The organism is Oceanibaculum nanhaiense, from assembly GCF_002148795.1.
In the GTDB taxonomy this organism is placed as follows: domain Bacteria; phylum Pseudomonadota; class Alphaproteobacteria; order Oceanibaculales; family Oceanibaculaceae; genus Oceanibaculum; species Oceanibaculum nanhaiense.
Genome location: NZ_MPOB01000003.1, coordinates 284,229 through 295,952, shown reverse-complemented (window position 1 = coordinate 295,952; position 11,724 = coordinate 284,229). Strand labels below are relative to the sequence as shown.

The 11,724-nt window shown below is 66.7% G+C and carries 9 protein-coding genes; 3 read left to right on the top strand and 6 right to left on the bottom strand.

Going from position 1 to position 11,724, the window contains the following annotated elements; all coding sequences use genetic code 11:
* Window positions 1-5 precede the first annotated feature (5 nt).
* Genes sugE through BKM74_RS06705 form a run of 3 tightly spaced genes read right to left on the bottom strand, consistent with a single transcriptional unit; the run spans window position 6 to window position 3,849 of the window.
* Window positions 6-326, bottom strand: a complete 321-nt coding sequence (sugE, locus tag BKM74_RS06715; protein WP_086464922.1) for a quaternary ammonium compound efflux SMR transporter SugE — start codon at window positions 324-326, stop codon at window positions 6-8.
* A gap of 17 nt (window positions 327-343) precedes the next feature.
* Window positions 344-808, bottom strand: coding sequence for a thioredoxin-dependent thiol peroxidase (gene bcp, locus BKM74_RS06710; protein ID WP_086464921.1), 465 nt, complete (start codon window positions 806-808; stop codon window positions 344-346).
* Window positions 805-3,849, bottom strand: a complete 3,045-nt coding sequence (locus tag BKM74_RS06705; RefSeq protein WP_086464920.1) for a bifunctional [glutamine synthetase] adenylyltransferase/[glutamine synthetase]-adenylyl-L-tyrosine phosphorylase — start codon at window positions 3,847-3,849, stop codon at window positions 805-807. Before BKM74_RS06705 ends, bcp begins: the two co-directional genes overlap by 4 nt.
* 104 nt (window positions 3,850-3,953) lie before the next feature.
* Between BKM74_RS06705 and BKM74_RS06700 the strand changes: the two genes are divergently transcribed.
* Window positions 3,954-7,127 (top strand): YhdP family protein, encoded by a 3,174-nt coding sequence (locus BKM74_RS06700; protein WP_140056034.1) that lies wholly within the window; start codon window positions 3,954-3,956, stop codon window positions 7,125-7,127.
* A 6-nt stretch (window positions 7,128-7,133) separates the two neighbouring features.
* Here BKM74_RS06700 and BKM74_RS06695 read toward each other — a convergent pair whose 3' ends face one another.
* Window positions 7,134-7,919, bottom strand: a complete 786-nt coding sequence (locus tag BKM74_RS06695; RefSeq protein WP_086464918.1) for a carbonic anhydrase — start codon at window positions 7,917-7,919, stop codon at window positions 7,134-7,136.
* 157 nt (window positions 7,920-8,076) lie between these two features.
* On the opposite strand from BKM74_RS06695, the gene BKM74_RS06690 reads away from it, so the two are divergent.
* Window positions 8,077-8,625 (top strand): 2,4'-dihydroxyacetophenone dioxygenase family protein, encoded by a 549-nt coding sequence (locus BKM74_RS06690; RefSeq protein ID WP_008942702.1) that lies wholly within the window; start codon window positions 8,077-8,079, stop codon window positions 8,623-8,625.
* A 4-nt stretch (window positions 8,626-8,629) separates the two neighbouring features.
* On the opposite strand, the gene BKM74_RS06685 is transcribed toward BKM74_RS06690, so the two are convergent.
* Window positions 8,630-9,583 carry an NAD(P)-dependent oxidoreductase gene (locus BKM74_RS06685; protein ID WP_140056033.1) on the bottom strand — a complete coding sequence of 318 codons (954 nt, stop codon included), beginning with the start codon at window positions 9,581-9,583 and terminating at the stop codon, window positions 8,630-8,632.
* Window positions 9,580-11,040 carry an amidohydrolase family protein gene (locus BKM74_RS06680; RefSeq protein WP_086464916.1) on the bottom strand — a complete coding sequence of 487 codons (1,461 nt, stop codon included), beginning with the start codon at window positions 11,038-11,040 and terminating at the stop codon, window positions 9,580-9,582. The genes BKM74_RS06685 and BKM74_RS06680 overlap by 4 nt, the downstream gene beginning before the upstream one ends.
* A gap of 175 nt (window positions 11,041-11,215) precedes the next feature.
* On the opposite strand from BKM74_RS06680, the gene BKM74_RS06675 reads away from it, so the two are divergent.
* Window positions 11,216-11,722 carry a hypothetical protein gene (locus BKM74_RS06675; protein ID WP_086464915.1) on the top strand — a complete coding sequence of 169 codons (507 nt, stop codon included), beginning with the start codon at window positions 11,216-11,218 and terminating at the stop codon, window positions 11,720-11,722.
* Window positions 11,723-11,724: the final 2 nt, after the last annotated feature.

Here is an 11,724-nt window from a genome sequence, read left to right as displayed (position 1 = left end):
TCAGCTCAGGCGGGCGTGATGAGCTTCAGACCGACGATGCCGGCAACGATCATGGCGATGCAGCCGATGCGGATGACATCGGCGGCCTCATTGAACAGGAAGATGCCGAGCACCACCGTGCCCACCGTGCCGATGCCGGTCCAGATCGCGTAGGCGGTGCCCAGCGGCAGGCTCTTCAGCGCGAAGGCCAGCAGGAAGAAGCTGGCCGCCATCGCCGCGATGGTGCCGAGCGACGGCCACAGCCGGCTGAAGCCCTCGGTGTATTTCAGCCCGACGGCCCAGCCAATCTCGAACAGTCCGGCGAAGAACAGGGCAACCCACGCCATCGGAACCTCCTTCGGCGTCAGATCGCCTGCACGGCCTTCAGCACCTCGTCGGCATGGCCATCGACCTTCACCTTGCGCCAGACATTGCGCACGATGCCCTGGCCGTCGATGACGAAGGTGGCGCGCTCCATGCCCATATATTTCTTGCCGTACATGCTCTTCTCGACCCAGGTGCCATAGGCGTCCGAGGCCTTGCCGTCCTCGTCGGAGGCGATGGGGAAGTTCAGCTCGTACTTCGCCTTGAACTTGTCGTGCTTGGCCACCGGATCGCGCGAGACGCCGATCACCACCGCATCGACCCCGGAAAAGTCGGGCAGGGCATCGCGGAAGGCGCAGGCCTCCTTGGTGCAGCCGGGCGTGTCGTCCTTCGGGTAGAAATACAGCACCACCTTCTTGCCCTTCAGTCCGGACAGCGAGACGCTGCCGCCGCCATCGGTCGGCATCGAGAAGTCAGGGGCCTTGTCGCCAACAGTCACGGTCATCGCGTCTTCTCCTGCGGGGATTTGTCTGGAAGTGCGGCGGCGGGGTCGTCGATCAGCGCACGATAGCACGCCTGCGCCGCCCCGGCGGTGGCTAGGATATTCTGTTTCAAGGCGTCGAAGTCAACCGCATCGCCGGCCCGCAGCAGGGCATCCTTCTGGTCGCGGGTGGCGGCCTCCTCATCGAAGGTGGCATCGCCCACAGCGATGCGCAGCAGCCCCTGCAGGCGGCGCCACAGCCGGGTGGCGGCGATCAGCGCCGCACCGTTCTCCGGGGCGAGGTGCCCGGCCCCGATCAGCTTCTCGAAGGCGGCGGTGGTGTTCTGGTCCAGCACAGAGGGATCGTCGGCGGCATGGCGCAGCTGCAGGTACTGGGCAATGAACTCCACATCGACCAGCCCGCCGCGCCCCATCTTCACATCCCACAGGATATCGCCGGGTTTTTCCTTGGCGATTCGGGCGCGCATGCTGGCGACATCGGCCAGCAGCGTCGCCGGATCGCGCGGTTGCGTGAGGATGTGCCGGATCGTCTCTGCCGCCTTGTCCAGCAGCGTTCCCGGGCCGGCGATGGGCCGGGCGCGGGTCAGTGCCATGAACTCCCAGCTCCAGGCGCTTTCGGCATAATATTTCGCGAAGCTTTCCAGGCTGGAGGCGATCGGCCCGGTCTTGCCCGAGGGGCGCAACCGCATATCCACCGGATAGACGTCGCCTTCGCCGGTCTGCGCGGTCAGCGCCGAGATCAGCCGCTGGCCGAGCCGCGCGTAATACTGCACGGCGGGCAGCGGGCGTGGCCCGTCGGACTGGGCGTCGATCGGCGCGTCGTACAGGAAGACGAGATCCAGGTCGGAGCCTATGGTCATCTCGCCGCCGCCCAGCTTGCCCAGCGCCACCACCGCGATGCCGCCGGTCTCCCCGCTGCTGATCCCCCCGCCGCTGATCCCCCCGTCCGGGCCGGGCGGCATGCCATGCTGGCGCGCAAACTCCGCCTCGACATGCGGCAGCAGGGTGCGGATCGTGGTTTCCGCGACCCGGCTGAGCAGCGGCCCGGCGGCGTCCGCGTCCAGCTTGCCGGACAGGATATGCAGCCCGATCAGGAAGCGCCGGTCATTGTTCCAGCGCCGCACGATATCCAGCACATCCTGGTAATCCTTGGCCAGCCCCAGCGCGTGGTCGAGATCGCCGCGCAGCGCCTCGGTGGATTGAAGGGTCGCGACATCCGGCTCGGTCAGCAGGCTCTCCAGCAGTCCGGGCCGGCGGCTGAGCTGCTCCGCCAGAAAAGGCGCGCCGCCCATCACCTGCGCCATCGCCTCCAGCAGCTTCGGATTGACCTGGAACATGGAGAACAGCTGCACGCCCGCCGGCAGCCGCGACAGGAACTGGTCGAAGCGCAGGAAGGCGGTATCGGGCGAGGCGGCCCGCGACAGCGTTTCCAGCAGCAGCGGCATCAGCTCGGTCAGTATCTGCCGGGCGCGTTCGCTGCGCGTCGCGCGATAGCGGCCATGATGCCAGCCGCGCACCAGGCTGGCGACGCGCTCGGGATTGTCGTAGCCCATCTCGGCCAGCGTCTCCAGCGTGTCCGGATCGCTTTCGCCGCCGGTGAAGACCAGGTTGCCGCGGGTCTGTTCGCCGGCCACCGTCAGGCTGGGGGATTCCTCGAACAACTCGCTGTAATGGGTTTCCACGGTTTCCAGATGGTGCAGCAGGTCGCGCCGGAAGGCGGCGCCATCGGGATAGGCCAGGAAGGCAGCCAGCCGTTCGATGCCGGCCTCGTCCTTCGGCAGGGTCTGGGTCTGCGCATCCTCGATCATCTGCAGCCGGTGCTCGACCTGGCGCAGGAAGCGGTAGGCCGTCTTCATCTCCTCGGCCGCCGCTTCCGTCAGCCGCCCGGCGCGGACCAGAGCATCCATCGCGCTGCAGGTGTCGGAGATGCGCAGCTCGGCGTTGCGGCCACCCCAGATCAGCTGCTGGGTCTGGGCGAAGAACTCGATCTCGCGGATGCCGCCGCGCCCCAGCTTGATGTTGTGGCCCAGCACGGCGATGGTCCGACCGCCCTTGTGCGCGGCGATCTGGCGCTTGATCGAATGGATGTCCTGGATCGCCGCGAAATCCAGATGCTTGCGCCAGATATAAGGGGCGATGTGCGACAGGAAGCGCTGGCCCGCCTCAATGTCGCCGGCGACCGGGCGCGCTTTGATCATCGCCGCGCGTTCCCAGTTCTGGCCGACGCTGGTGTAGTAGCTCTCGGCGGCCGCGACCGACACCGCGACCGGTGTGGCGCCGGGGTCCGGGCGCAGGCGCAGATCGGTGCGGAAGACATAGCCGTCCACCGTGCGCGCCTCGATGATCTGCACCAGATCCTGGGTCAGGCGCACCATCGGCTGGCGCAGGCTCTCGATATCGGCATAGAGCGGCAGCTCGTCGTCATAGAAGACGATCAGGTCGATATCGCTGGAATAGTTCAGCTCGCGCGCGCCCAGCTTGCCCATGCCCAGGATCACCAGGCCGCTGCCTTCGCTCGGATTGTCGGGGTTGGCGAGGGGAATCTTGCCCTGCTTCGCCAATGCCCGCAGCAGGTGATCGGCGGCGACCTGCAGGCTGCGTTCCGCCAGCGCGCTCAGGCCCTGCGTCACCTGCTCCAGCGTCCATTGCCCGGTGATATCGGCCAGCGCGATGGACAGGGCGGCCTGCCGCTTGGCGATGCGCAGCCCCTTCATCAGCGCCTTCATATCGTCGCTTTCGCCTGCTAGGTCACACTGGGCAAGTGCGGCGGCGAAGCCGGAATCGACACCGTCTCGGAACAGCAGCCGGGCGAAGCCGATATCCTTCAGCAGACAGTCGGTCAGGAAGGGCGAATTGCCGAACAGCCCTTCCAGCAGGGCGCGGGCCTCCGGCGTTTCCGCCACCTGCCGGGCGAAGCTGGCAAGCGCCGGGTCGTCGGTGCGGTCCGCCGTTTCGATCCAGCGTTCCAGCCCGATGGCCGCAGCCTGCGGATTTGCCGGGCGCGGCAGTTGTTTTGATTGAAGTAGCAGGGTCAAATTGGTCATAACGCTATGCTGGGGGTGATCGCCATGCCGACGTCAAGCCCCTGCATGACGGTCGTTCGGCGGTCGCGCAAGCCAAAATCCCGCAGCGGAAGGAATGAAACACAGTGATTCGGCGCCCGACCTTGCGGCGAAGCGCCGTCATCGCCCTTGAGGTGATGGCCGGCTCGGTCGCGGCGCTCAGTGTCCTGCTGATGCTGGCCTTCTGGCGCCTGACCGCCGGGCCGATCGCGCTGGATTTCCTGCGTCCCTACACCGAATCGGCCCTCGAACAGGCTTTGCCCGGCTACGATATTGCGCTGGAACGCACGCAGATCGTCTGGGAGGCCGAGGAAAAATCGCTGAAGCTGGAGGCGACGGATGTTCGGATCGCCGGCCATGCGGGCGGGCCGACCGCATCGGTGCCGGCGATCCAGATCCGGTTCAGCCTGCGCGGCCTGCTGCGCGGCCTGCTGGCGCCGGTGGAAATCGAGGCGGTCGAGCCGGCCTTCTCCGTCGTGCGGCTGCGCGATGGCAGCCTGCGCCTCGGACCGCCGGACAGCCTGCCGGATGAGGTGAGCAAGACGGCGGTGACGGACGATGCGCTCACCCTCATCGCCGAGGAGCTGAACCGCGCGCCCGACCCGGACAGCGCCACCGGCTATCTGGAGATCGTGCGGGTGCGGCGCGCCAGCCTCACCATCATCGATCTGGCGCTGGGCACGCAATGGTCGGTGCCCAGCGCGGATATCCTGCTGCGGCGTGGCGAGAGAGGTGTGCGCAGCCGCGGCATGCTGGAATTCGATCTTGGCACCATGCCGTTGATGGTGAGCTTCGAGGGCAGCCATCGCCTGGACGACCGGACCTCGCGCCTGTCCGTCGAGTTCAGCGGGCTGGAGCCGGATGCGCTGGCCCGCAAGGTGCCGGAACTGGCCGCGCTGTCGGCCGTCGGCGTGCCGCTGTCCGGCAGTGTGGAGATCGAGGCCGAGGCGCTGACCGTGGCGCGCAGCATCGAGGTGAATGTGCGCGGGCAGGGCGGACAGATCGACCTGCCCACGCTCTACGATCTGCCGCTGCCGGTGCGCGCCATCCAGGCGACGGTGAATTACCGCCGTGAGAGCGCGATGGTGATGCTGCCCAGCCTGGTCATCGATCTGGGAACGGCGGCGAAGGCGGGGCCGCGGTTGAGCCTTACCGGCACGCTCATCGATGTGGGCAATGCCGACAGCTACGGGCTGGTCGCCGAGGCGGTGGCGGAGAATGTCACAACCGACGATCTCGCCGGATACTGGCCGCGCGAGGTTGGCCGCAACCCTCGGCGCTGGGTCACGGCGAATCTGGAAGGCGGCGGCGTCTCAAGAGCGCGCATCTCGCTGCGCGGGCGGATGGCGCGGGACGATCCCAGCGACCTCGCCGTGGAGGATTTTGACGGCGAGATCGCCTTTTCCGGCGTCACCACCCATTACATGCGGCCCTTGCCGCCGGTGCTGGAAACGACGGGTCGGGCAGAATTCTCGCCCGGACGGTTCAAGATCGATGTGGAAAGCGGTCGGCTGTACGATCTGGCGGCTGGCCCCGCCACCATCGATTTGACCGGGCTCGACGGCAAAAAGGAACTGGCCGATATCGAGGTGGTGGTACGCGGCCCCTTGCGCGATGTCATGCGGGTGATCGATCACAAGCCACTGGACTATGCGACGGCGCTGGGCATCCCGCCGGCCAATGTGGACGGGCTGGCGGCGGCGCGGCTGGTGTTCCAGTTCCCGCTGGTCAACGATCTGGGGCTGGACCGGGTGAAGCTGGCGGCGGCGGCGAACATGCGCGGCGTCTCCCTGCGCAAGGTGTTGCTGGATCAGGATTTCCGCGACGGCGAACTGGCCCTGACGCTGGACGGGCGCGGCATGACCATCGAAGGGACGGGGCGTTTCGCCGATGTACCGATCCCGGTGACATGGCGCGAGGAATTCCGCAGCAATGTCGAGGTGCGCCGGCGCATCCAGGCCTCCGGTATTCTGGACGATGCCGCGCGCATCCGGCTTGGCTTCGATTTCCAGCCCTATCTGACCGGGCCGGTCGCGACCGAGATCGATTACCGGCAGGCCAGCGACGGCACCGACCGCATCGCCGCGACCCATGATCTGCGCGACGCCACCTTGTCGCTGCCGGAGGTGGGCTGGACAAAGCCGCCGCAGATCGCCGGCATGGCGCGGCTGAATATCGCGATCCCGAAGGGCGGAGACCCCCGTTTCGAGCGGTTCCAGATCGCCGCTTCCGATCTGGCGGCGGTGGGCCAGGCCGAATTCACACCGGATTTCGAGCATCTCCGCCGGGTTGATTTCACCGAGCTGAAGCTGGGACAGACCGATATCGAGGGCAGCGTCGTCCGGCAGCCGGACGGGGGGCTGGACATCGACCTGTCGGGACGCAGTCTCGATCTGCGCCCGGCCCTGGCGGAGGAAGAGGGCGAAGCGGACGACACGCCGCCGACCTTTCCGGCGCTGCGGCTGAATGGCCGGTTCCAGCGCGTGCTGCTGGAGGATGACCGGCTGCTGGACGGGGTCGAGGCCAATCTGGTGCATGATGGCACCACCTGGCGCGATGTGAAGATCGCCGGCCGTCTGGCGGAAGCCGGACGCTTCGATCTTGTGGCCACGCCGATCACCGGTGCCAGCGGCCACGAATTCATTCTGGTTTCCGACGATGCCGGTGCGGCGCTGCGCAGTTTCGGCCTGTTCGACCGGATGGTGGGGGGGCGTCTGCGTGTCGATGGCCGCGCCGATTTCGACGATTTCCGGAAACCGATCCAGGCTGCGCTCGACATTGCCGATTTCCGGATCGTCCGGGCCGAGGCGCTGGCCGAGGTGCTGCGCGTCACCGGATCGCAGGATATCCAGTCGGCCCTGGCCGGAGAAGGCATCGTCTTTACGCGTCTCACCGGCGATATCGAACGCCAGGACAAGGTGACGCGTATCCGCAATGCGCGCGCCGTGGGGGCGGCGCTGGGCCTGTCGGTCGATGGCGTGATCGATGACGGGAACGGTGGCATCAATGTCTCCGGGCTGATCGTGCCGGCCTATCAGCTGAGCCAGGCACTGGGCTCAATCCCGCTGCTCGGGCCGCTGATCGTCGGCGGCAAGGATGAGGGGCTGCTGGCGACCGAATTCCGTCTCGACGGGCCGGCGGATAATCCGCGCGTCACGGTGAATCCGCTGACCGCGCTGGCGCCGGGTTTCCTGCGCGATTTGTTCCGCTTCTTCGGCGACCGTGGCGGCGACACTGCGCCGGCGCAGCCCACGCGCTGAACCGCGTCAGTACCGGGCGGGTATTTCCCGGCCATTGCGCGGTTGCAGCGGGCGGGCATTGCCGCGTCCGCCCACCGCTTCGCGCAGCAGCTTCGCCTGTTCGGCGGACAGCGTGACCGGGGTGCGCAGCACGACCCAGTCGACCCGTTCGGTGCAGGGCGGGGTGGTCAGCGACCCGGTATAGCGGGCATAGGAAAAATCGGCGGGCAGCAGCTCGTGCGCGGAAAAAGCCTGGTCGGGCAGGGTGCGTTCCAGCCCCGGCCCGCTCGGCAGGGCGGCCAGCACCCGGTCGATGGCGCGGTTCGCCCGGCCTTCTTCCATCAGCACCGACAGGATGGCGACATGGCCGTCGGCGCGCTGATGCACAAGCTGCAGTTCGGCGGCGAATTCGCGTCCGTCCAGCCGGTGTTCCGCCGGCACCCTTATGTCGATATGGCGCAGGTTATAAGCGCTCCAGCCGCTGTCCAGCACATCGCGCGGCCCGCCGCGCAGCTTCAGCAGACGGCCGGTATGCATCACCGACAACGGGCCGCCGGGATAATGCAGCGTCAGTTCCGGCAAATCGGCCGGGGTCAGCGCGGTCACGTCGATGGGCGATTGCCGTGTGCCCTGCCCGCACGCCCAGTAGGATGGCGACAGCGTACCCCAGTGCACGGGGCCGTTCGGTCCCTGATAGTCCCAGCCGGGCGCGTATGTCTCGGCCTGATTGACGATCGGAGTCGCCTGCGCGGGCAGCGTGAGCAGCGCGGCAAGCGCAATGAACAGACAGGGAAGGGCAGGTCGATGCATCATGGCAGCGGATGCTAGTGCAGTTTCCGCTCCGTGTGAATCTCCCGCGTGGCGCCCATGCGCGGTGCGCAATGTTTAACCGGCTTTTCTTATGTGTATGCTAGGAGCGAAAGCCAATCAGCCACTCTGGCCAACCAATCACTCTGGGAGGAAAAGACCGATGAGCAGCAATGTGGTGCCGATGACCGAAGAGCTTGCGCCGGGCAAGCCGGGCAAGAATTTCGTGCGTGTCCCGCTGCCGATGGATGCGGCGCCGGAACTGGTGATCGACACCTCCGGCGATGACGAGCGCATGTGGATGCAGCTGTCTGACAATGTCTGGATCCGCCCGCTGATGCTGAATGTCGTGCAGGGCAGCTGGGTGAACATCCTAAAGGCCAAGGCCGGCGGCATCGTCAGCCGCCACCGCCATCCGGCGATGGTCACCGGCTACACGCTGGACGGCGCCTGGGGCTATCTGGAGCATGATTGGGTCGCCACCAAGGGCACCTTCATCTTCGAGCCGGCGGGCGAGACCCATACGCTGGTGGTCGATCCCAAGGTCGGGCACATGACCACCCTGTTCCACAATATGGGCCCGCTGCTCTATGTCGATGAGAACGGCAAGCAGACCGGCTATGAGGATGTGTTCACCCGCATCGAGAAGTTCCGCGCCTACTACCGCCAGAACGGCCTCGGCGAGGGCTTCATTGAGCAGCTGATCCGCTAACCCGCTACAGACGCGGCGGCGTCAGCCCGGCGCGGGCGCAGGCGAGATCGACCAGCACGGTCCAGTCGGTCTCCGCATGCCCCGCCGCCCGGGCCAGGCCATAGCATTCGCGTGCCGCATGGCCGAGGAACATCGGGATATCGGCGGCGCGTGCGGCGTCCAGCGCCAGGTTCAGATCCTTGTCGGCCAGCTTCACCCGGAAGCCGGGATCGAGATCGCCGCCCAGCACCTTGGCCGGGTAGTTGCTGACGAGGTGGCCGTTGGTCGCCGTCGTGCCGTTCACCACATCCAGCGTCTGCTGCAGGCCGAGGCCGAAGCTCTGGATCAGCGCCAGCGCCTCGGCATTCACCTGGTTCATGACGATGGCGATGTAATTGTTCACCAGCTTGGTGCGGATGCCCGCACCCGGCGCGCCGCAATGATGGATGGTGTTGCCCATCGCCTCCAGCAGCGGCTTCACCCGGCCGAAATCGTTCGAGCTGGCGCCGACCATGAACAGCGACTTGCCCTGCTCGGCGAAGGTCACGGTGCGGCCGACCGGGGCATCGACGAAGCCGTGGCCGCGCTCGCCCAGCGTCTTCGACAACCGGTCGGTAACGGACGGGTCGATGGTGCTCATATCCATCACCAGGATTTCCGTTTTGGCCGAGTCGGCCAGCCCGCCGGGGCCGAGCACGACCGCCTCCACATCCGGCGAATCCGGCAGCATGGTGACGATGATGTCGGCATTGGCCGCGACCTCGGCAATGCTGCCGGCGGCTTTCGCCCCTTCGGCGACCAGCGCCGCGACGGCGTCCGGGTTCATGTCATAGACGATCATCTCCGCCCCGCCGCCCGCCCTGAGGCCACGCAGCAGGTTGCGCGCCATCGGCCGCCCCATCGCGCCCAGGCCGATAAAGCCGATCCGTTCCATAGATTCCTCCAGATTTTTCAGTTTGTTATGAGGCTTTCTTTTCATCCCCGCGCCAGCGACAGCGGGGAGACCTGTTCGGCGCTGCGGCCGAGGCGGTCGCGGCTGGAGACGGCCTGCAGCATGTCGGCCTGCACCTTCTGCAGCGTGTCGGCGGCGGCGTCGCGGTCCACGGTCAGCACTTTGCCGTCGCGCACCAGCTGCTGGCCATCGACATAGACCTCCTTCACTGCGCGGTCGGCGGCGGAATAGACCAGGCTGCGCAGCGGGTCGCGCACCGGCCGCATGGCGGGATGGGTCAGGTCCACCAGCACGATATCGGCCTTGGCGCCCACGGCGATGCGGCCCAGATCGTCGCGGCCCAGTGCCTCAGCGCCGCCGATGGTGGCGGCATGGAACACCTCGCCGATGTTCGTATCCTCCACATGGCGGCCACCGATCCGGCCCAGCGTGGCGGCGAGGCGCATCTCCTCCAGCATGTTGTGCGGCTGGGTGTCGGTGCCGATGGCCATGGCGACGCCGGCCTTCACATACTGGCCGAAGCTTTCCATCATCTGGCCATAGCGGCTGAACACCAGCGGGCAGTGCGCGACGCGGGTGCCGGTCTCGGCCAGCAGCGGCACGTCGCGGTGGGTGTGCCAGCGGATCCAGGAATGGTGATCCAGGAAGATCGCATGGGCCAGGATCATGCGGTCCGACAACAGGCCGATATCGCCCAGCCATTGCACGGGGGTGAGGCCATGCCGGCGGGTGATCTCCAGATGGTCCCAGACGCACTGGCCGGTATGCAGGGTGATTGGCCAGTTGCGCTCGCGCGCCATATCGTTGCTGTCGCGCAGCAGTTCGACGGAGCAGGTATCGACCTGCGCCGGGCTGACCATGGCGGACAGCCGCCCGCTGGGATGCTGCACGGCAAGGTCCATGGTGCGGAAAGCAGCCTCCATCGCCTTGCGGCCGGCCTTTTCGTCCCAGTCATACTCGACCGTATGGCCGGTGCGCGCGACCCAGGCGGCGGAGCGGTACATCGGCGCGGCAACGGCGCGGATGCCGGTGTCGGCCAGCGTGTCCAGCCAGCCCTCATAGGGGATGGCGAGATCGACCACGGTGGTGGTGGCGCTCATCAGCAATTCCGAGATCGCCATGCGGGTGGCGGCGCGCAAGCCCTCGGCGGACAGGGTGTCGCTGTCCATCGAATGGCCGGGCAGGAACAGCGGCTTCGGGTCGGCGACGCCGCTCATATACAGCGCGGGGTTGCCGATCTCCTCGGTGACGCCGCGCCCGACATTCTCCGACAGCAGATGGGAATGGATATCGACCAGCCCCGGCATAACCATCAGGCCCGTGCCGTCGATGGTGCGGTCCACCTTTTCCGTGTAGCCGTCGCCGATATGGGTGATGCGGTCATCGGTGAAGACGATGTCGATGCCCTGCTTGTAGACGTGCCGTTTCGCGTCCGCGTCCCAGATGATGGCCCAGCCGATATCGGCAATGCGTGTCGTGGTCATGAGGCTCCCCTTTGTTATTGTGGTCATTGCAGCGCGGCCAGGCTTCATGCGCAATCGCTTATCGGCGGCGCGTCGCGCATGGCGGCATGCAAAGGGGAAAGGAGAGGGTGAGGGGAGAGGGCAGAACGGGCGTTTTGCCATCGTCTTGCCGCGAAGTTCGGATTATCTATGCAGCATGAAAACTCTTTCGCGCCTGACCTTCGCCGCTTCCCTGCTGCTGCCCGCTTCCGTTCTGGCCGATGTGCCGGCGCTGGACCGGCTGATCGAGAGCAACCGGTCGGTCTGCGAGACCAAGCCGGCGCAGCGCTGCATCGATGCCGGCTGGGCCTTTGCCGACGCCAACCGTGATGGCGTGCTGGAGCTGACGGAAATCCAGCGCGTCCGCCGACTGACCGAGCAATGGGTGCTGAGCAAGGGCAAGAGCCTGCCGCCGCGCCAGCAGGGCTCAATCGTCATGGGGCTGATGCTTGTCGATTCGGCGGGGCTGCCGACGCTATTCGGCAATTACGATCTGAATGGCGACGGCAAGCTGACGCAGAAGGAATTGTTCGCCGACGTGAAGCTGGACAACAGGCCGCTGCCTTGGATTCTGGCCGACCGCGATGCCGTCGATCTGCCGACGAGCCGCCGCAAGCTGGGGGCGCTCGGCCCGCTGCTCGACGGCGTCATCGCCCGCAGGTAAGC